Below are 18,686 nucleotides of genomic sequence, written 5' to 3'. Positions count from 1 at the left end.
GCCCTCCGGGACAGCGCCGTCGACGGAGGGGGAGCCGACCATGGCCCGGCTGGATCGCGACCGCACCCCGGCGTTGTTCGCGGTGACGACGTCCGTGCTGAGCGGCGTGATCCTGGCCGCGCTCACCAAAGCGCTGCAAGCCGGGATTTCGGCCGGCGCCACGGTGATCTGGTCCGCCGTGGTGTCCGCCGTCGTCGCCGGGATCTTCTGGATCGCGCTGCGGCGCACCCGCAAGCGATCCGCCGCGGCCTTCATGATGACCTCGGCCTTCACGCAGAAGTACTACCTGGCCGACCTGGTGCAGCAGGTGCACAGCGCGCTCGACCGCAACGACGTCGACCTCGTGCTCCGGGTCCCGGACCGGGACTACGACGCCGGCGCGCAGGCGCACCACCTGCGCCGCGTCCTCAGCCGGAAGAACGCCTACATCGGTGGCATCGTCGTCGCCGGCGAAGTGCTCCGGCTGCGCGACGACCTGGCGACGTTCTGCCGGGAATCCCGCCTGCCGGTCGTCTTCGCCGATCTCGATCCCTTTGCCGGCGAGCCCGATACCCGACCAAGACCGCCTTCATCGGCTACGACACCGGCGAACTCGGGGAGATGGCCGGAAACTGGCTGGTCAAGCGGCTACGCGGGAAGGCCCTCCCGCGCGTGCTGATCGTCGCCAGCCGGGAACACGACGGCCGCCAGCAGCGCTGCGAAAAAGCGCTGCGCGCCGCGTTGCCCGACGTCGAGATCACCGTCGACGACCGGTGCGAGTTCGTGCGTTCACGCGCGTACAACGCCGTCCGCGCCCACCTCCGGCAGCTGCCGGAGGACGGCCGTCTCGACGCGATCTTCTGCACCAACGACGAGATGGCGCTGGGCGCGGTCGACGCCCTCCTGGCCACTCCGCCGGCGGCCACCCGCGAGACGGTCGTGGTCGGCATCGACGGCGTCCTCGAAGCCCGGGCGTTGATCGACGCCGGCAGCAGCCCGCTGCGGGCCACCGTGGTCCAGGACACCCACCGCCTCGCCGTGGGCGCGGTCGACCTGCTCGTCAAGATGCACCGCGGCCACGCGGTGCCCCGGCGGACCATCCTGGACGCCGAACTGTACGAGGCCGGCTGACGGCGGGCCGGCCGGGGGAAACCCTCGCAAAGCCGGGAGGGGGAGCTGGCGCGGCGAGGTGCGCTCGCCTATGGTTCTGGAGACATCTCCGGATAGCAGGGAGCCCCATGGTCCGCTCGGACGCCCGGGAGAACCGGGCGCGCATCCTGCAGGTCGCGCGCGAGGCGTTCACCGAAGGGGGTGACGTCTCGATGAACCGGATCGCGCAGCTCGCCGGCGTCGGGCCCGGCACGCTCTACCGCAACTTCCCGACCCGCGAAGCGCTCGTGCTGGCCATCTACCAGCACGAAGTCGACCGGCTCCTCGAGTCGGTCGAGGAACTGCTGGCGAAGCAACCCCCGGTGGAGGCGCTGCGGGAGTGGACGGTCGACCTGGTGGCCGCCATGCGGAAGAAGCACGGCCTCGGCGACGCGCTCAGCCCCGGCGCGCACCAGGCGATCACCGAGCAGACCTACGGCCCGGTCATCGCCGCCATCACCCGGCTGCTCGACGCGGGCAAGGCCGACGGCACCATCCGCGCCGACGCCGACCCCCGGGACTTCCTGCAGCTCACCGGCGCCCTCTGGCGGGCCGCCCTGGGGCCGGAGGACCGGTCGGCGTCGATGCTCGCCCTCATCCTGGACGGTTTGAGCGCCCCTCGGCGGTGAGGGCGCGGCCCTCGGCGAAGAAGGCGGCGATCGCGGAACCGCCGCCGAGTTCGGCGACCGGACGGGCGGCGCCGAAGGGCGCGTTCCAGAACTCGCCGTGGCGCGGCGTGAACGGGCCGACGTAGGCGTAGGGCTCGCCGAGGTGGCCGTCGCCGGGGGAGACGCCGTAGTTCACTTCGTCGAGGGCGATCGCGACGTCGAAGTGCTCCGGCCACAGGATCGGCACCGAACCCGGCGCGAACTCGCGCAGCGCGCGGTCACCGTCGGCGAAGGCCTGTAGCAGCAGCTTCAGCGCGTGGGCGGCGAAGACGATCGTCTCGTCCGGCCGGATGCCGGGACCGCCGGAGTAGACGCCCGCGGGTTCGCCCGCCTCGATCCCCGCCTCCGCCGCCGCTTCGGCGTACGTGCGCCCGGCGAGCCGCACGCGGGTGCCACCGGCCACGAGTTCGTTCCCTTCGACGCGCAACGCTGGTTCGGCGGCCGTCGCGAACCCGCCGTCGGCCACGGCCAGGTCGATGCGCCCGGTCGCGCGGTGCTGCGGGCCCGCCAGCAGCAGCTCGGCCACGCCGTGCAGCGACCGTCGCGTCGGTTCCCAGTCCATCGTCACAGTCTACGAACTGGCGGCAAGCCGCTCCGGGAGGCGCGCGGCCAGGTGGTCGATCAGCTCGGCGACCCGGCGGGGCACGTGGACGTCGTCGGCGAGGAGGGCGTAGACGTCCGCGGGCGGGGTCGGTACCCCGGGCAGCACCCGCACCAGCGCACCACTGTCCACATGGGACCGTATTTGCCACTCCGAGCGCATCGCGATGCCGTGGCCCGCCAGCGCCCAGCCGGTCACGACGTCGCCGTCGTTGCTCGACAGGCTGCCGCGCACGCGGACCTGGCGCGGGTTGGCCGCGGAGCCGAACCGCCACACCGCGAAGTCGCCTTCGTTCTCCCGCAGCACTATGCAGTCGTGGCCGGCCAGGTCCTCGACCCGCTCCGGTGCGCCGCGCCGCTCCACATAGGACGGTGCCGCGCACGGCACCCGGCGGTTGCGCGCCAGCCGGCGCATCCGCAGCGTCGAGTCCGGCGGCACGCCGACGTGCACGGCCAGGTCGAACTCGCGCCGGTGTGGCCGCAGGGGCAGCGCCGACGTGTGGAGCCGGACGTGCACCTGCGGATGCCGCGCGGTGAACTCGCCGACGAGTGGCGCCACGTGGGCGCGGCCGAACCCGAGGGTCGCCTGGACGACGATCGAACCGCGCAGGTCGCCGGTGCGGTGGCTGACGAGGTCGTCCAGTTCGCGGACCTGGTCGAGGATTTCCGCGACGCGGGCGGCGTACAGCTCGCCTTCGGACGTCAGCGTGAGCCGGCGCGTGCCGCGGTGCACCAGGCGGACGTCGAGCCGTTGTTCCAGGGCCTTGAGGCGCTTGCTGACCACGGGCAGCGAGACGTCCAGCTCGCGCGCGGCCGCGGTGAGCGTCTCGCGGCCGGCCACCACGTGGAAGAAGGCGAGGTCGTCCAGTCTTTCCATGAGGGAAAGGATAGGTTGCCGCGGCCGGTCTTGCCCGGCCCGCCGGCCACCGCCCACAGTGGAGGCTCCCCACTCCGAGGAGCCTCCGTTGACCCACCGCTACCGCATCGCGGTCATCCCCGGCGACGGCATCGGCCGCGAGGTCGTGCCGGAAGGCCTGCGCTGCCTGCGAGCCGCCGCCGACCGTCATGGCTTTGCCCTCGACGCCACCGAATTCGGGTTCGCCTCCGCCGACTATTGGCTGGCGCACGGCGAAATGCTGCCGCCGGACTGGCACGAGCGGCTGGCCGGGTTCGACGCGATCTTCTTCGGCGCGGTGGGGTGGCCGGACGTGGTGCCCGACCACGTTTCGCTGTGGGGCAGCCTGCTCAAGTTCCGCCGCGGCTTCGACCAGTACGTCAACCTCCGGCCGGTCCGGCTGCTGCGCGGTGTGCGCGCGCCGCTGCGCGACCACGAGCCGGGCGACATCGACTTCCTCGTCGTCCGGGAGAACACCGAGGGCGAGTACTCGAGCGTCGGCGGCCGCGTTTTCGAAGGAACCGAACGGGAAACCGTGCTGCAGGAGACGGTGATGACCCGCGTCGGCGTCGACCGCGTGCTGCGGTACGCCTTCGAGCTGGCGCTCACCCGCCGCCGGCGCCTGACGTGGGCGACCAAGAGCAACGGGATCTCGATCTCGATGCCGTACTGGGACGAGCGGGCGGCCGCGATGGCGGCGAACTACCCCGGGGTGACCGCGGACAAGGACCACATCGACATCCTGGCCGCGAAGTTCGTGCTCGGCCCGGAAAAGTACGACGTCGTGGTGGCGAGCAACCTCTTCGGCGACATCCTGTCCGACCTCGGGCCGGCCTGCACCGGCACGATCGGCATCGCCCCGAGCGCGAACATCAACCCGGACCGCACGTGGCCGAGCCTGTTCGAGCCGGTCCACGGATCGGCGCCGGACATCGCGGGCCGCGGGATCGCCAACCCGATCGGCCAGATCTGGAGCGGGGCGATGATGCTGGACCACCTGGGCGAGCCCACCGCGGCGGCGGACGTGGTGGCCGCGATCGAGGGCGTGTTGGCGAAGCGGCCGGAGGTGCGGACCCCGGACCTCGGTGGGCAAGGGACGACCGAGGGACTCGGCAGGGCGATCGCGGAGCGGATCGCCGGCCGGGCTCAGCGGCCGGGCTCGCTGGAGCAGGCTCGGCCGCGATTGCGGTGAATGAGTCATTCACCTCGTCCGACGACCTGAATGACTCATTCATGTCGTCGGACCAGCCGCCGGACCCCCTCGACAGTCGCCGGCCCGACCCACCGGGGCCGGCGCCACCGCTCGCCCGCCGCGCCGCCTCGACCTAACCCGCCGGGGGAGTGGGGCCGGCCAGCAGATCGCCGAGCCCGCCCCGCGCGTCCGCCAGCACCAGCGCCTCGGCCGCTGCCGAGTCGCCCGCCCGCAGCGCTTGGACCAGCTGCCGGTGGGTCGTGTACCGGTCCAAGCCGAACGTCTCGTCCGCACTCACCCGCTCCAGCACCCGCGAACGCCGCTCGGGGGAGGAGAACACGCGCGTCTGGTCGAGCAATCGCACCAGCACCGGGTTGCCCGCGCACGACTCGACCACCCCGTTGAACCGCTGCACCGCGTCGAAGAGCCGGCCGACGTGCTTGGTCACCTCCTGCCCGGACTCGTGGCGCTGCTTGATGAGGATCAGCAGGTCGTCGGCCTCGTCGAGGATCGCGTCGAGCTGGTCCAGCTGCTCCGGCGCCGCGTGCCGGGCCGCGAAGCGGGCCACCATCCCGCGCAGGCCCACCTCGACCTCCGCGAGGTCCTGCACGGCGACGCCGCCGAACATCGCCACCTTGACCGTCCGGGGCCCGGCGCGTTCGAGGAGGCCGTCCTGCTCCAGGCGCCGGATGGCTTCGCGCACCGGGGTCGGGCTGACCGACAGCTGCTCGGCGAACCCGCGCTCGGTGACCTTCTGGCCCGGGCGCAGCTCGCCGGTGGTGATCGCGTCGCGGAGGGCGCGGTACACGCGGTCGGCCAGCGTGTCGGTCTGCAGTGCTTCGCCCATCATGACCCACAGCCTACGGCAAAACCCATTTGCAACTATTGACCATCTTGCTATAGCAAAAGTACGGTGGCCGCCATGACCAACGGAAGGGGCCGACGATGACGTTGACCACCCCGCGCGTCCGGACCGGGCGCATCACGTTCTTCGTGGCCCTGGCCGTCTTCGCCCAGGAATCGACGTGGAACCTGTACGACTCGCAGGTGCCGCCGCTGCTGCGCGAGCACCTCGGCAGCGCCGCGCTCATCGGCGCGCTGATGGGGATGGACAACCTGCTCGGCATCTTCGTCCAGCCGTGGATGGGCAACCGCTCGGACGGCACCCGCACGGCGTGGGGCCGGCGCATCCCGTACCTCGTCGTCGGCATGCCGATGGCGGCGCTGCTGTTCGTCCTCATCCCGCACGCCGCGGCCTCGCTGCCGCTGCTGATCCTGACGATGTTCGGCTACGCGCTGGTCGCGAACTCCTTCAAGCCGATCGCCGAGTCGCTGCTGCCGGACTTCATCGCCCCCGAGCGGCGCAGCCGGGCCAACGCGGCGGTCAAGATCGCCTCCAGCATCACGGTGATCGTCGCCGCGCTGATCAGCCTCTTCCTCGTCGACGACTTCCCGAAGCTGTCGTTCGCGATCCCCGCCGTGCTGATGGCCGGCTCGGTGGCCGTGCTCGCCTGGAAGGTGCGGGACAGCCGGTCGCCGGCCTACCGGGCCGCGCTCGAGGAGGACCGGGCCGAGCCCGGCGAGGCTTCGCCGCGGGTGCGGATGCGGGACGTCCTGCGCGACATCGTGCGCGACGCCGACCGCAGCCGGCTGCTGGTCATCGCCGCCGTCTTCGCCTTCGGCAGCGCGTGGTTCGCCTCGCGGTCGCTGATCACCAACTACGGCATGGAAACCCTGCGGCTGTCCCGCGGCGACGCGGGCGGGCTGACCCTGCCCAGCGGCCTGGCCTTCATCGTGGCCGCCTACCCGGTCGCCCTGCTCGCCGAGCGCTTCGGGCGGCTGCGGGTGATCCTCGCCGGGATGGCGGTGTTCGCCGCCGCGATGGTGCTGGGCACCGCGCTGCCGACGCCCACCGGCGTCGTCGTGGCGATGTGCGTGGCGGCCGCGGGCGCGGCGGCCTTCATGGTCAACACCGCGGTCGTGCTGTGGAACCTCGCCCCGTCGGCCCGGGTGCTCGGCACCTACTCCGGCCTCTACACCGTCGGCTGGTCCGGCGGCGGGTTCGCCGGGCCGGCGCTGGTCGGCGGCATGGTCGACGTGACCGGGTGGCGGTTCATGCTGCTCGACGTCGGCGTCGTCACCGCGGTCGCGGTGCTGCTCGTCGCCCGCGTCGCCGTGTTGCAGCGCCGCCGCACCGACGGACGTGTCCTGTGACCCGCGTCCTGATCACCACGGACTACCTGCGTCCGGGAGACGAGGTCGACGAGTACCTGCGCGCCGCCGGCCTGGAAACCGTGTACTGGCCCAAGACCGGCCGGCGCGACCCGGAAGACCTGGTCGCGAGGCTGGCAGGGATCGACGCCGCCCTGGTGGCCAACGAACCGCTGACGGCCGGCGTGCTCGCCCGCGCGCCGCGGCTGCGCGTCATCGTGCGGACCGGCGTCGGCTACGACTCGATCGACGTCGAAGCCGCGGCCCGGCGGGGCATCAGCGTGAGCAACCTGCCCGGCGTCAACGCGAACGCCGTGGCCGAGTACACGATGGGCCTGCTGCTCGCGGGCGCCCGGCGGCTCGTGCAGTCCGCTGCCGGGGTGGCGGCCGGCGGGTGGCCACGGGCGGAGGGGCGCGAACTTCGCGGGTCGACGCTCGGGCTCATCGGCTACGGCGCTTCCGCGCGGGCCGTCGTCCCCTTGGCCCACGCCTTCGGGATGACCGTCGTCTGCACCTCCCGCCTGCGCGGGCCGGGCGTACGGTTCGTCGGGCTGCCCGAGCTTCTGTCCACTTCGGACTACGTGTCCGTCCACACGGCACTGACCGACCGGACCCGCGGACTGCTGGACGCGGTGGCCTTCAAGCAGATGAAGCCGACGGCCCTGCTGATCAACACCGCCCGCGGCGCGATCGTCGACGAAGCCGCGCTCGTCGCGGCCGTGCGCGGCGGCGAGATCGCCGGCGCGGCACTCGACGTCGTGGGCGAAGAACCGCTGCCCGCGGACAGCCTGCTGCGGGAGGCGGCCGGGATCGTCGTCTACTCGCACTTGGCCGGGCAGACCGCCGAAGCACGCCGGGCCGCCGGTCTGCGCGGAGCCGAAGAACTGGTCGCGGCCCTCGAAGGCCGGGCCCGGCACAGCGTGAACGGAGAGGGATGAGGGACATGGACACAGTGCGCGTGCTGGCACCGAGCGGCATGCTCGGCGCCGGCTGGGACCACGCGACGGTCGAACGCGGGATCGCCCTGGGCGCCGACGTCATCAGCATCGACGGCGGCTCCACCGACTCTGGCCCGTACTACCTCGGCGCCGCGACGGCGAAGACGACGGCCAAAGCCGTGGCGCGCGACCTGCGCAGCCTGTTCACGGCCGCCGCCGGCGCGGGGATTCCCGTGATCGTGGGTTCCTGCGGCACCAGCGGAACGGACACCGGCGTCGACTGGGTCGCCGGGATCGCCGCCGAGGTGCTGGCGGAGGAGGGCCTGGACCTGAAGGTCGCGCGGATCTACAGCGAGCAGGACGCCACCGGCCTGAAGGAGTACCTGGACCGCATCCACCCGCTGCCGCCGTTGGGCGAGCTCGACGCGGAGACCCTCGAAAGCTGCACACACATCGTCGGCGCGATGGGCCACGAGCCGATCGTCGAGGCGCTGCGCGGGGGAGCCCAAGTCGTGCTCGCCGGCCGCGCGACCGACACGGCGGTCGCGGCGGCCTACCCGCTCATGATGGGCATGCCGGCCGGGCCGACCTGGCACGCCGCCAAGATCATCGAATGCGGGGGCCAGTGCACGAGCAACCCGCGCGCCGGCGGCGTACTGGCGACGATAGACGCGGACGGCTTCACCATCGAGCCGCTCGACCCGGCCTCGGCGTGCACGCCGATCTCGGTGGCCGCGCACATGCTCTACGAGACCGCGAACCCGCATCGGATGCGCGAACCCGACGGCACCTTGGACGTCCGCGACGCCGAGTACACCGCCGTCGACGACCGGATCGTCCGCGTGACGGGATCGAAGTTCCACCACGCCGCCCAGCACACGATCAAGCTGGAGGGCGCGCGGATCACCGGGTACGAAACGATGTCGTTCTCGGCGATCCGGGACCCGCTGGTCCTCGCCGACATCGACACCTGGGCGGATTTGATGCGCACGCTGATCACCCAGCGGGTCGGCCAGACCCTCGGCCTGGCCGAGGACGAATACGCGTTCGACCTCCGCCTGTACGGCCACAACGCGGTGCTGGGCGAGCTGGAGCCCGAGACCGGGCCGCCGCGCGAGGTGGGCGTGATGCTGCTGGTCAACGCGCCCGACCAGGCGACCGCGACGGCGGTGGCGAAAGTGGCCAACCCGCTGATGCTGCACCTGCCGACGCCGTCGATGGACTACCTGCCGAGCTTCGCGTTCGCGTCGTCGCCGGCGGAGGTGGAGCGCGGCGCGGCGTACGAGTTCGTGCTGAACCACGTCGTGGACTGCGCGCCGCTGGAGTTGTTCCGGACCGAGTTCGGTGTCGAAGGGAAAACCCGTGCCTGAAACGACGTTGGCGGACCTGGCCCACGAGGTCCGGTCGAAGAACGCGGGCCCGTTCTGGGTCACGATGGAGCTGTTCCTGCGCGACGCGGACGGCTACCGCGTCGCGGCGGACGAGACGTTCCTGAACGAGCGGGTGATCGCGTCGCTCTACCACGTCGATCAGGACACGATCCGGATTTTCCGGATCCCGTCGCTCAACGTCGTCAAGATCTCCTTCCCCCGCCCGGTCAGCCAGGGCTCGCTGCGCGACCGCGACATGCACGCGGGCCAGCACCACGTGCCCCTCGCGCGGCTGGTGGTGCCGTGAGCTGAACCGGGTCGGCGGTGTACTCGATCCCGACGACGAGGTCCTGCAGCCCCGCCAGATCGGCGCCCGGATCGGGCGTGAGCGTGAACCGCCACGGCTGCTCGACCGGCTCCCCGAGGACGGCGTTGAGGGGCTGGTCCGGCGTCGGGCTGCCGGGGAGCCGCAGGGGTTCGCCGTTGGAGAGCGCGGTCCCGGCGTCGAACGTGAACGCCGCGGTCGCGCCGGCGAGGTCCAGCTCGCCGGTGACCGTCGGGCCGGTGCTGCCCGGCAGCGCGAGCAGGACGTTGGCGATCCGACGGTTCCCTTCCCCGGCGGGGTAGGGGATCTTGGCGAAGTCGAGTTCGACCTGCCCGCCGCCGTTGGCCTTGACGGCGGCCAGCGCCGCCGGGGCGAACCGGGCCGCGGAGATCAGCAGGAGCCGGCGGGGCGCGGGAACCGCCGGCGTCCGGCGGAGGGCGTCGGAGAAGCGGGCGAGCCCGTCGATCCGGAGGACGACGTCGGTGATGGTGTCCCACGCGGTGGCGCCGGCGTCGCGGTCGAGGTGCAGCGTCCAGCCGGTGTCGAGGCCGATGCCTTCGAACGGGCCGAGCACCTCGTGGCCCTCGGGCACCGGCGTGCCGCTTTCGGAGACGGCGATCGCGTCGGCGAACCGCAGCAGCGGGCGCGTGGCGAGGGTTTCGTCCGTACTGGCCTGGGAAACGCCGTGGTTGACCAGGGTCCCGCGGACGCGGCGGCCGGCGGTGAGCATCCGGATCTCGACGGTGACGCTCCGGACGCGGTGCCCGAAGGTGCCGGGGAAGAACGCGCGGGCCGCGGCTTCCGTTGTGGCGAAGGAACATCGTCCGTGTGCCTTCAAGGCGCCGAAGGCGAGCGGGAACTCCTCGGCCAGCGACACCGCGTAGCGGTAGGGGACCAGTGCGCGTTCCCCGGCGACGCGGGTGGCCTCGAGTTCGGCGAGGTCGCCCTGGAGCTGGTCGGCGCCGGTGACACCGGCGAGGTCGCGGGCCAGGTAGTCCATCCGGACCACGCGCAGCCGCCGGTCCTGCTCGAACGCGAGCGCGCGTTCGGCGAGCCAGCCCGCCCAGGCCCCGAGGTCGAGGTAGCGGCGCAGGACCCGCCGCAGCACCTGCGTGACGGCGGTCCAGAACTCGGCGTTGAGCAGGCGCAGGGTGCCGAACGCGAGGAGGTCGCCGGCCAGCCGGATGTCGGCGTCGGCGATGGTGGCCTGCAGCTTGGCGATGGTGACCTCGCGCTGCTTGGCCTCGACGTTCCCCCGCGCCAGCGGCAGGGCGACGTCCTGGAGGCGGTTCAGCTCGCCGGCGCGCCCGGCGTAGGCGGTGGCCATGCCGGACATGCTGGTGTAGCCGGCGTAGTAGAACGCGCCGAAGCCGGCGAGCACCGACGCGCCCGCGCCGAGCCCGAGCAGACCGGACGCGGACGCGTCGCCGAGCCCGGCTTCGGCGGCGAAGCCTTCGCCGATGCCCTTCGTCGCGAAGCCCGGCAGCCCGGTGAACGTCTTGACCAGACCCGAGCCGAAGTCGGACAGCTGGCCGAAGAAGCTGTCGTGGTCGGCGATCTCGGCCTTCTTCGCCGCGATCTGCGCTTCGACGTCGGTGACCTGCTGCCGGGCGACCTGCACCTGGTAGGCGGCGATCCGCGCCTGCTCCCCGGCGATCGCCTTCTGCGCGGTGGCTTTCGCCAGCAGGTTCGACGTGCGCAGCCGTTCGACCGCCAGGTCTTCGAGGTGCGCGGTGGCGGCGAGGAAGTCGCGTTCGGCGGCCTTGGCCAGCGCGGCGAACCGGTCGGCGGCGTCCTTGAGGGTGCGGTAGCGCTGCACCGGGACGGTCTCCTCGGTGGCGCCGAAGTAGTTCAACCCGGCCTCGATCCGGGTGAAGCCGAGCCGGGCGCGCCCGACCTGCGCGATGACGGCCGGGTTCGCCGACGCGCTGATGTAGCCGCCCAGCAGCGTGAGGACGTCGGCCTGCCAGGCCGGGCTGACGCGCGGATCGTCGCCGTGCAGCCACAGTACGGCCTTGTAGAGCTCGCGCGCCCGCGCGGTGCTCGCCGGGTCGTCGGCGCGGAACAGGGCGTCGGCCCATTCGAGCAGCACGGTTCCCAGGCGCAGCAGCACGAACCGGCGGTCGACGCGGTGCAGCAGCCCGGCGATCTTCGGCGGGCGCAGCTGGCTGTATTCGTCGTAGAGGCTGCCGTACGGGACGGCGTCGGGTGCCTCGATGTCCGGCTGCACGACCTGCGGCCGGTCCGAGCGGTCGAAGGTGAACGGCAGCGGCCCGTCGGTGTACAGCCCGGGCACTCCGGCGTTCTGGATCGACCGGTACCCGGCCGGGTCGTCCTGGCCGGCGGCGCCGACGGCGACGCCGCTCAGGCCTTCGAGGCACTTCGCGGCCTCGGTGAAGCGGCCGACGGCGAGCAGGGCGTCCGACCGCCACACCCACGCGAAGTACAGCGCGTGCAGCACCAGGGCGGCGGTCATCCGCTTGACGGTCCAGTCGCCCGGGAACGGGAAGTCGTAGGGCGTCTCGCTCACGTAAGCCGATCCGGAGCCCAGGTAACGCTCGAAAGCCGCCAGCTGCGCCTTCGTGGTGACGGCCCGGCGTTTGCGGGCCTGCAACGGCGGCTCCAGCGGGTACCCGGCTTTCTGCTGCTCCTTCACCAGCTCGAGGGCGCGGTTCGTCGTCGTGTCGAGCAGGTTCAGCGCCTGCGGGTATTCGCTCTGCAGCAGCAGTTTCTCGATCTTCGCGATGTCGGCGAACACCGCGATCGCCTTGACCTGCCAGGCTTTCGCGGGTCCTTCGGCGGGCGTGGTCGCGGCCAGGTCGCCGGCCCGGAGGGAACGGCTCATCGAGAAGACGTTCTCGGGGTGGAAGGGCGCGGTCGCGGCCAGCCACTCCTCGTACTCCAGGAAGAACGGCGCCCGGCCGCGCTGGACGTCCGGGATGATCGTGCGGTTGCGCACGTCCGGTGGCGTGTGGAACGGGTCCGGCTGGGACTGGAAGCCGTCCCGGAAGAAACCCAGCAGGGCGGCGACGTTCTCGGCGACCGGGCTGCTCGTCACCTGGTCGGCGCGGGCGAGGTCGATCCGGAACCGCAGGCCCAGTTCTCTTGCCGTGACGCCGGAAAGCCCGATCAGCTTGTCCAGGTAGGACCGTGCGTCGAGGTCGCCGCGATCGGGCAGGTCGCCGGCGGGCAGGCCGTAGCCGGTCGGCGCGGGCTCGGTGAGGATGTGCGTCACGACGCCGATCGCGAGTTCGTTGGCCGGCCGGGAAGCCGTGTCGCGGGTGGTGAAGTCCTGGTGGAAGCGGGCGGTCAGCTGGGCGCGGGCCTGCGCGGCGGTCAGTGGCTTTTCCCCGCCTTGCTGGAGCCAGTAGTCGTCGTAGGCGCACAGCTTCGTCCACACCGAAAGGAGGTAGTCGCGGTAGCCGGCGAGCGGGAGCAGCGCGGCGATCCGCGGGCCGTCGAGGAGGTGATCGGTGGTGAAACGGTCGGCGTACCGATTGAGGACGTCCGCCAGCCCGGCCCGGCCCAGCGCGCCGAAGTCGATCGGCCAGTCCACTTGGGACAGATCGGCGAAGCTGGCCAACCGGGAGCGCAGTTCCAGCAGGGCTTGCCGGACCGGTTCGGCGTCCGCGTGGTCGCCCAGGCTCGCTTCGTAGGCGGGCAGGTCGTGGGCGAGCGCGTGCCACGGCGGGAGCGTCCCGAACCGGCTGAGGGTGCCGGACGGGTCGAGGAACGCGGTCTCGAGTTCGGTGACGGCGCGGACGCGCACGGCCTGGTCGGTCACCACCGCGGGATCGCGGACGAGCGCGAGGAGTTCGTCGACGCGGCCTTCGCCGTCGCGGGCCAACGCGGCCCAGTCGACGTCGGCAGCGGGGACGTCGATGGTGAGCTCCAGGAATTCACCCAGCCGGGTGGTACCCAACTCCTGGGCCGGCTGGTCGCCGAGGGCGCCCCGGATGGTCACCGGTTCGCCTTCGCCGCAGGTGACCATCCGGACGAGCCAGTCGGCGACCTGCTCTTGCAGCAGGAGCGAAAACCGCCCGTCGGCGTCGCTGATTCCGGCCGCGACGTCGTGGGCGCAGGAGTTCTCGAGTCTCAACTGGACGGTGAGCCGGACTCCGGCGACGGGCTCACCGCGTTCACGATCGACGACGACGCCGCCGGCCAGACTGGGTCGGGATTCGAACTGCTCCGGCATGGCGTCCTCCTGGGTGTCCGGCCTTCCGCCAGCACTCAAGAGCACGCCGGCCGCCGCCAGATACCTCCGCTACCAGGGCAGCACCCCGGTCTCGTCTCGGAGCGTTCCGGTGGGGCCGTCGGCGTCCAAGGTGGCCAGCCGCACGACGACCTCGGCGCTCTCGTCAGCATGGTGGCCGCCGCCTTGGACGCGGAGTAGAGCGCGAGCGGCAGCCGGTACTCCGGCCGGTCCGGGTTGGTCACCGCCCAGAACGACCCCGCGCTGCTGGAAAAACCGCTTTCGCATCGATCGCTGCGGAACCTCCCCCGGGGTCCCGCTTGATACTAGTACCCCCTAGGGGTATCGTCGGCCGAGTCGAGACCGCACGCTTCTGGAGGACACCATGAGCCAGACCACGTTCACCGTCACCGGCATGACCTGCGGGCACTGCGTGGCCTCGGTCGGCGAGGAGGTCGGGGCGATCGACGGTGTCACCGACGTCGCCGTCGACCTGCCCACCGGGGCCGTCACCGTCACCAGTGCCGAACCGGTCGACGAAGCGCGCGTCCGCGCCGCCGTCGAAGAAGCCGGCTACACCCTCGCCGGCTAGCCGGCGACCAGAACCGAGGGAACAGTGCCATGAACACCACAGCACGGCTCGCCGTGTTCGGCGGGGCGCTCGCCCTGCTCGCGGCCGGCGGATTCGTCGTGGGCAGGACGGCCGGCCCGGTCGCGACCGCGGCCGCCGAGGACGCCGGGCACGGCGGGGGCCACGCGGAGACGGCCACCGAGGTCGGCCTCCCGGGCGGGCTCGCGTCCAGTCAGGACGGTTACACCTTCGCCGAGCCGGTCGCCGAAGCCGGGCGGTTCACCTTCCGCATCACCGGGCCGGACGGCAGGCCGGCCACCGCGTTCGACGTCGAGCACGAGAAGAAGCTGCACCTGATCGTGGTCCGCCGGGACACCGCGGGCTTCCGGCACATCCACCCCGAATTGGCCCCGGACGGCACGTGGAGCGTCCCGCTGACCCTGCCCGCCGCGGGGTCCTACCGCGCGTTCGCCGACTTCGCGCCCACCGGCGGGAAGCCGATGACCCTCGGCGTCGACTTCCCGGTCGCGGGGGACTACCGGCCGGCGACCTTCGCGCCCAGCCGCGTCGCGACCGTCGACGGCTACCGCGTCGAACTCGCCGGGGACCTGACCGCGGGGAAGACGTCGCCGCTGACGCTGACCGTCAGCCGGGCCGGCGTCCCGGTCACCGACCTGCAGCCCTACCTCGGCGCCTACGGGCACCTAGTCGCGTTGCGCGGTGGGGACCTCGCCTACCTGCACGTCCACCCCGACGGCGAACCCGTGCCCGGACCCGAGGTGCACTTCGCCGCCGAGGTGCCCAGCGCGGGGACTTACCGGCTGTTCCTCGACTTCCGCCACGGCGGTGTCGTGCGGACGGCCGAATTCACCCTGACCACCGGCCACTGACCGCGAAAGGAGAGCCGACCATGACCGAGATCGAACTCGCGATCGGTGGCATGACCTGCGCGTCCTGCGCCAACCGCATCGAGCGCAAGCTCAACAAGCTCGACGGCGTCACCGCTTCGGTCAACTACGCCACCGAGAAAGCCCGCGTGCGCGCCCCCGAAGGCGTCGATCCGGCCACGCTGGTGGCCACGGTCGAAGCCGCGGGGTACCAAGCGACGCTGCCCCGGCCGGCGCAGCCGGAGTCCGAAGTGGACGAAGAGGATCCGACGCGGCCGTTGCGGCAGCGCCTGATCACCAGCGCGGTCCTCGCGGTGCCGGTGATCGTGCTCGCCATGGTGCCGGCGCTGCAGTTCACCTACTGGCAGTGGATTTCGCTGACGCTGGCCGCGCCGGTGGTCACCTGGGGCGCGTGGCCGTTCCACCGTGCCGCGTGGTCGAACCTGCGCCACGGCGCCGCGACCATGGACACCCTGGTGTCGATGGGCGTGCTGGCGGCGTTCGCGTGGTCGGTGTGGGCGCTGCTGTTCGGCACGGCCGGGACGCCGGGCATGGTGCACCCCTTCGAGCTGACGGTCGCGCCTTCGGACGGCGCCGGCAACATCTACCTCGAGGTCGCCGCGGGCGTCACCACGTTCCTCCTGGCCGGCCGCTACTTCGAGGCCCGGTCCAAGCGCCGCGCCGGCGCCGCGCTGCGGGCTTTGCTGGAGCTGGGCGCGAAGGAAGTCGCCGTGCTGCGGGGCGGTGCGGAGGTTCGGATCCCGACGTCGGAGCTGGCGGTGGGGGACCGGTTCGTCGTGCGGCCGGGGGAGAAGATCGCCACCGACGGCGTGGTCGAGGAAGGCAGGTCCGCGGTCGACGCGTCGATGCTCACCGGCGAGTCGGTGCCCGTCGAGGTCGGTGCAGGCGACGTCGTGACCGGGGCGACGGTCAACGCCGGGGGCCGGCTGGTCGTGCGGGCCACCCGGGTCGGGGCGGACACGCAGCTGGCGCGGATGGCCAAGCTGGTCGAAGACGCCCAAAGCGGGAAGGCCGACGTGCAGCGGCTGGCCGACCGGGTGTCCGGGGTGTTCGTGCCGATCGTGCTCGGGCTGGCCGTGGCGACGCTGGGGTTCTGGCTGGGCACTGGCGTCGGCGCGGCGGCGGCGTTCACCGCGGCGGTCGCGGTGCTGATCATCGCCTGCCCGTGCGCGCTCGGCCTCGCGACGCCGACGGCGCTGCTGGTCGGCACCGGCCGCGGCGCCCAACTCGGGATCCTGATCAAGGGCCCGGAAGTGCTGGAGTCCACCCGCCGCGTCGACACGGTCGTGCTCGACAAGACCGGCACGGTCACCGCCGGCCGGATGACCCTGACCGCCGTGCACACCGCCGAGGGTGTCGACGAGACCGAGCTGCTGCGGCTGGCCGGCGCCCTGGAAGACGCGTCGGAACACCCGATCGCGGCGGCCATCGCCCGCGGTGCCCGGGACCGCGTCGACCTGCCGGCCGTCGAGGATTTCGCGAACGTCGAAGGCCTTGGCGTGCAGGGGATCGTCGACGGGCACGCCGTCCTGATCGGACGCACGGCGCTGCTGGAAGACTGGAGCCAGCCGCTGCCGGGCGACCTCGCCGCCGCGAAGACCGCGGCGGAGCAACGGGGGCACACGGCGGTCGCGGTGGCCTGGGACGGCGCGGCCCGCGGCGTCCTGGTGGTCGCCGACACGGTCAAGCCGACGTCGGCCGAAGCGATCACCCAGCTGCGCGCGCTCGGGCTGACTCCGGTGCTGCTGACCGGGGACAACGCGGCCGTCGCCCGGACGGTGGCCGCGGAGGTCGGGATCGACGAGGTCGTCGCCGAGGTGCTGTCCGCGGACAAGCTGGACGTGGTCAAGCGGCTGCAGGACGAGGGCAAGGTCGTGGCCATGGTCGGCGACGGCGTCAACGACGCGCCGGCGCTGGCCCAGGCCGATCTCGGGCTGGCCATGGGCACCGGCACGGACGTCGCGATCGAGGCGAGCGACCTCACCCTGGTCCGCGGCGACCTGCGCGCGGTGGCCGACGCGATCCGGCTGTCGCGGCGGACGTTGCGGACGATCAAGGGCAACCTGGTCTGGGCGTTCGCCTACAACCTGGCGGCGCTGCCGCTGGCCGCGGCCGGGTTGCTGAACCCGATGATCGCGGGTGCGGCGATGGCGTTCAGCTCGGTGTTCGTGGTCGGCAACAGCCTGCGGCTGCGAGGTTTCCGCTCCAGCGCGGCCTGACCGGCCGCCGGGCCGTTCCCGGGGGAACGGCCCGGCGGTCCGCTACTTCAGGGCCATCCCGGGGACGCGGGCGCGGATCGCGTCCAGCTCGGCCTCGTCGGAGACGCCCTGCCAGTCGTAGCGCGGCGTGTAGGGAGCCTCCAGCGCGCGGGCTTCGTCGTCGGTGAGCTGCACGTCCAGCGACGCGACAGCGTCGTCGATCTGCCGGATCGACCCGGCGCCGACCAGCGGCGCGGTCACGACGGGCTGGCGGCGCAGCCACGCGAGGGCGATCTGCGCGCGGCTCACGCCGCGGGAATCGGCGATTTTCCCGACGGCCTCGACGATCGCGCGGTTCGACGCCTCTTCGGCGGGGGAGTAGAGCATGTCCGCGAAGGCGCCGTCGGTCTCGGCGCGGGCGGTGGACTTGGCGTCGTCCCAGGCGCGGGCGAGGCGGCCGCGGGCCAGGGGGCTCCAGATGATCGTGCCGACGCCTTCGTCGAGGCACAGCGGGATCATTTCGCGTTCTTCCTCGCGGGCGAGCAGGTTGTAGTGGTCCTGCATGGACACGAACCGCGCCCAGCCGTGTTCCCGTTGCAGGTGCAGGGCTTTCGCGAACTCCCACGCGGGCATCGAGGACGCGCCGAGGTAGCGCACCTTGCCGGCCTTGACCAGGTCGTGCAGCGCTTCGAGGGTCTCCTCCAGCGGGGTGGCGTGGTCGTTGCGGTGCACCTGGTAGAGGTCGATGTAGTCGGTACCCAGCCGCCGCAGGGAGTGGTCGACCTCGGTCATGATCGCCTTGCGGGACAGGCCTTTTCCGTTGGGACCCGGGCGCATGGGGTGGCGCAGCTTGGTGGCGATCACGACGTCGTCGCGATCGGCGAAGTCCTTCAGCGCGCGGCCGAGGATCTCTTCGCTGGAGCCGTTGGAGTACATGTTCGCGGTGTCGAAGAAGTTGATGCCGGCGTCGAGGGCGTGCTTGATCAGCGGACGGGCGTCCTCTTCACCGAGGGACCAGACGGGGTGGCCGCGGTCGGGCTCGCCGTAGGTCATCGCGCCGATCGCGATGGGCGAGACGTCCAGGCCGGTGGTGCCGAGCTTCACGTAGTGCATGGGTGGCTCCCTGGCAGGCAGATGCGGAGAGGTCTCCGGATGTGTCGCCGACGTTAGTGGAGACCTCTCCACTTGTCAAAAAGGCAACCTGGACCCAGGGGGTTTCAGTCTTCCGAGCGCGTGGCGGGCCGGTCCCGGTTGAGGTGTTCGGCGATGGCGCGCTGGTGGGCGACGATGCGGTCGTGCAGGTCGCGGAGGGCGAGTTCGTCGTCGTCCGGGCGGCTCTCCGGGGGCGGGTCCGCCCTGTCGTCCGCCATCGGCGCCTCCCGCTGACCCGGCCGTCGTTCCCGGCCCAAGATTTGCGGAGCACAATACTTGTACGGACGAACTGTCGCGGCGGCAGGGTCGCGGGCGAGGGTGGCTCTCGCGGTACC

17 protein-coding genes are annotated in these 18,686 nt (G+C 72.2%); 11 read left to right on the top strand and 6 right to left on the bottom strand.

What is annotated here, in order from left to right:
• Nucleotides 1-40 precede the first annotated feature (40 nt).
• From ABFJ78_RS42875 to ABFJ78_RS42865, 3 genes are all read left to right on the top strand, one after another.
• Entirely contained in the window at nucleotides 41-658 is a 618-nt protein-coding gene (locus ABFJ78_RS42875; protein ID WP_436393184.1) for a hypothetical protein, read from the top strand.
• Complete coding sequence (locus ABFJ78_RS42870; protein WP_436393183.1) at nucleotides 601-1,110, top strand: substrate-binding domain-containing protein; 510 nt, start codon at nucleotides 601-603, stop codon at nucleotides 1,108-1,110. Before ABFJ78_RS42875 ends, ABFJ78_RS42870 begins: the two co-directional genes overlap by 58 nt.
• Nucleotides 1,111-1,217: 107 nt before the next feature.
• Nucleotides 1,218-1,757: a TetR/AcrR family transcriptional regulator gene (locus ABFJ78_RS42865; RefSeq protein ID WP_436393182.1), complete on the top strand. Its 540-nt coding sequence runs from the start codon at nucleotides 1,218-1,220 to the stop codon at nucleotides 1,755-1,757.
• On the opposite strand, the gene ABFJ78_RS42860 is transcribed toward ABFJ78_RS42865, so the two are convergent.
• Nucleotides 1,723-2,358 (bottom strand): hypothetical protein, encoded by a 636-nt coding sequence (locus tag ABFJ78_RS42860; RefSeq protein WP_436393181.1) that lies wholly within the window; start codon nucleotides 2,356-2,358, stop codon nucleotides 1,723-1,725. The two genes, ABFJ78_RS42865 and ABFJ78_RS42860, sit on opposite strands and share 35 nt — an antisense overlap.
• A gap of 9 nt (nucleotides 2,359-2,367) precedes the next feature.
• Entirely contained in the window at nucleotides 2,368-3,273 is a 906-nt protein-coding gene (locus ABFJ78_RS42855) for a LysR substrate-binding domain-containing protein (RefSeq protein WP_436393180.1), read from the bottom strand.
• An 88-nt stretch (nucleotides 3,274-3,361) separates the two neighbouring features.
• On the opposite strand from ABFJ78_RS42855, the gene ABFJ78_RS42850 reads away from it, so the two are divergent.
• On the top strand, nucleotides 3,362-4,483 hold the full coding sequence (locus tag ABFJ78_RS42850; RefSeq protein WP_436393179.1) for a tartrate dehydrogenase: 1,122 nt from the start codon (nucleotides 3,362-3,364) through the stop codon (nucleotides 4,481-4,483).
• 133 nt (nucleotides 4,484-4,616) lie between these two features.
• Here ABFJ78_RS42850 and ABFJ78_RS42845 read toward each other — a convergent pair whose 3' ends face one another.
• Nucleotides 4,617-5,333, bottom strand: coding sequence for a GntR family transcriptional regulator (locus ABFJ78_RS42845; RefSeq protein WP_436393178.1), 717 nt, complete (start codon nucleotides 5,331-5,333; stop codon nucleotides 4,617-4,619).
• Nucleotides 5,334-5,428: 95 nt separating this feature from the next.
• Between ABFJ78_RS42845 and ABFJ78_RS42840 the strand changes: the two genes are divergently transcribed.
• The 4 genes from ABFJ78_RS42840 to ABFJ78_RS42825 are packed head-to-tail and all read left to right on the top strand — an operon-like array spanning nucleotide 5,429 to nucleotide 9,309.
• A complete protein-coding gene (locus ABFJ78_RS42840; RefSeq protein WP_436393177.1) occupies nucleotides 5,429-6,697 on the top strand; it encodes an MFS transporter in 1,269 nt (422 codons plus the stop codon).
• Complete coding sequence (locus ABFJ78_RS42835; protein ID WP_436393176.1) at nucleotides 6,694-7,632, top strand: phosphoglycerate dehydrogenase; 939 nt, start codon at nucleotides 6,694-6,696, stop codon at nucleotides 7,630-7,632. The genes ABFJ78_RS42840 and ABFJ78_RS42835 overlap by 4 nt, the downstream gene beginning before the upstream one ends.
• A gap of 5 nt (nucleotides 7,633-7,637) precedes the next feature.
• Nucleotides 7,638-9,002: an acyclic terpene utilization AtuA family protein gene (locus ABFJ78_RS42830; RefSeq protein WP_436393175.1), complete on the top strand. Its 1,365-nt coding sequence runs from the start codon at nucleotides 7,638-7,640 to the stop codon at nucleotides 9,000-9,002.
• Entirely contained in the window at nucleotides 8,995-9,309 is a 315-nt protein-coding gene (locus ABFJ78_RS42825) for a DUF4387 domain-containing protein (RefSeq protein WP_436393174.1), read from the top strand. The genes ABFJ78_RS42830 and ABFJ78_RS42825 overlap by 8 nt, the downstream gene beginning before the upstream one ends.
• Here the strand turns inward: ABFJ78_RS42825 and ABFJ78_RS42820 are convergent.
• Nucleotides 9,230-13,525, bottom strand: coding sequence for a hypothetical protein (locus ABFJ78_RS42820; RefSeq protein WP_436393173.1), 4,296 nt, complete (start codon nucleotides 13,523-13,525; stop codon nucleotides 9,230-9,232). The genes ABFJ78_RS42825 and ABFJ78_RS42820 overlap by 80 nt on opposite strands.
• A gap of 382 nt (nucleotides 13,526-13,907) precedes the next feature.
• On the opposite strand from ABFJ78_RS42820, the gene ABFJ78_RS42815 reads away from it, so the two are divergent.
• From ABFJ78_RS42815 to ABFJ78_RS42805, 3 genes are read left to right on the top strand one after another with little or no spacing between them, the layout of a single operon-like run.
• The gene (locus ABFJ78_RS42815) at nucleotides 13,908-14,114 is read left to right on the top strand and encodes a heavy-metal-associated domain-containing protein (RefSeq protein ID WP_436393172.1); all 207 of its coding nucleotides are present in this window, start codon (nucleotides 13,908-13,910) and stop codon (nucleotides 14,112-14,114) included.
• Nucleotides 14,115-14,143: 29 nt separating this feature from the next.
• The gene (locus ABFJ78_RS42810; RefSeq protein ID WP_436393171.1) at nucleotides 14,144-14,983 is read left to right on the top strand and encodes a hypothetical protein; all 840 of its coding nucleotides are present in this window, start codon (nucleotides 14,144-14,146) and stop codon (nucleotides 14,981-14,983) included.
• Between the two features lie 20 nt (nucleotides 14,984-15,003).
• A complete protein-coding gene (locus ABFJ78_RS42805) occupies nucleotides 15,004-17,220 on the top strand; it encodes a heavy metal translocating P-type ATPase (protein ID WP_436393170.1) in 2,217 nt (738 codons plus the stop codon).
• 42 nt (nucleotides 17,221-17,262) lie between these two features.
• Here ABFJ78_RS42805 and ABFJ78_RS42800 read toward each other — a convergent pair whose 3' ends face one another.
• The gene (locus ABFJ78_RS42800; RefSeq protein WP_436393169.1) at nucleotides 17,263-18,312 is read right to left on the bottom strand and encodes an aldo/keto reductase; all 1,050 of its coding nucleotides are present in this window, start codon (nucleotides 18,310-18,312) and stop codon (nucleotides 17,263-17,265) included.
• 104 nt (nucleotides 18,313-18,416) lie between these two features.
• On the bottom strand, nucleotides 18,417-18,569 hold the full coding sequence (locus ABFJ78_RS42795) for a hypothetical protein (protein WP_436393168.1): 153 nt from the start codon (nucleotides 18,567-18,569) through the stop codon (nucleotides 18,417-18,419).
• Nucleotides 18,570-18,686: the final 117 nt, after the last annotated feature.

Source organism: Amycolatopsis sp. MEPSY49, from assembly GCF_051337345.1.
Lineage (GTDB): Bacteria > Actinomycetota > Actinomycetes > Mycobacteriales > Pseudonocardiaceae > Amycolatopsis.
This window is presented reverse-complemented; position numbering and strand designations above follow the sequence as displayed.

What these genes read in the sequence shown, in the direction of transcription:
- ABFJ78_RS42830 (WP_436393175.1), top strand. Translation starts at nt 7,638, where the DNA reads ATGGACACAGTGCGCGTGCTGGCACCGAGCGGCATGCTCGGCGCCGGC.
- ABFJ78_RS42810 (WP_436393171.1), top strand. Translation starts at nt 14,144, where the DNA reads ATGAACACCACAGCACGGCTCGCCGTGTTCGGCGGGGCGCTCGCCCTG.
- ABFJ78_RS42800 (WP_436393169.1), bottom strand. Translation starts at nt 18,312, where the DNA reads ATGCACTACGTGAAGCTCGGCACCACCGGCCTGGACGTCTCGCCCATC.
- ABFJ78_RS42815 (WP_436393172.1), top strand. Translation starts at nt 13,908, where the DNA reads ATGAGCCAGACCACGTTCACCGTCACCGGCATGACCTGCGGGCACTGC.
- ABFJ78_RS42820 (WP_436393173.1), bottom strand. Translation starts at nt 13,525, where the DNA reads ATGCCGGAGCAGTTCGAATCCCGACCCAGTCTGGCCGGCGGCGTCGTC.
- ABFJ78_RS42870 (WP_436393183.1), top strand. Translation starts at nt 601, where the DNA reads ATGGCCGGAAACTGGCTGGTCAAGCGGCTACGCGGGAAGGCCCTCCCG.
- ABFJ78_RS42805 (WP_436393170.1), top strand. Translation starts at nt 15,004, where the DNA reads ATGACCGAGATCGAACTCGCGATCGGTGGCATGACCTGCGCGTCCTGC.
- ABFJ78_RS42845 (WP_436393178.1), bottom strand. Translation starts at nt 5,333, where the DNA reads ATGATGGGCGAAGCACTGCAGACCGACACGCTGGCCGACCGCGTGTAC.
- ABFJ78_RS42795 (WP_436393168.1), bottom strand. Translation starts at nt 18,569, where the DNA reads ATGGCGGACGACAGGGCGGACCCGCCCCCGGAGAGCCGCCCGGACGAC.
- ABFJ78_RS42855 (WP_436393180.1), bottom strand. Translation starts at nt 3,273, where the DNA reads ATGGAAAGACTGGACGACCTCGCCTTCTTCCACGTGGTGGCCGGCCGC.
- ABFJ78_RS42875 (WP_436393184.1), top strand. Translation starts at nt 41, where the DNA reads ATGGCCCGGCTGGATCGCGACCGCACCCCGGCGTTGTTCGCGGTGACG.
- ABFJ78_RS42865 (WP_436393182.1), top strand. Translation starts at nt 1,218, where the DNA reads ATGGTCCGCTCGGACGCCCGGGAGAACCGGGCGCGCATCCTGCAGGTC.
- ABFJ78_RS42860 (WP_436393181.1), bottom strand. Translation starts at nt 2,358, where the DNA reads ATGGACTGGGAACCGACGCGACGGTCGCTGCACGGCGTGGCCGAGCTG.
- ABFJ78_RS42840 (WP_436393177.1), top strand. Translation starts at nt 5,429, where the DNA reads ATGACGTTGACCACCCCGCGCGTCCGGACCGGGCGCATCACGTTCTTC.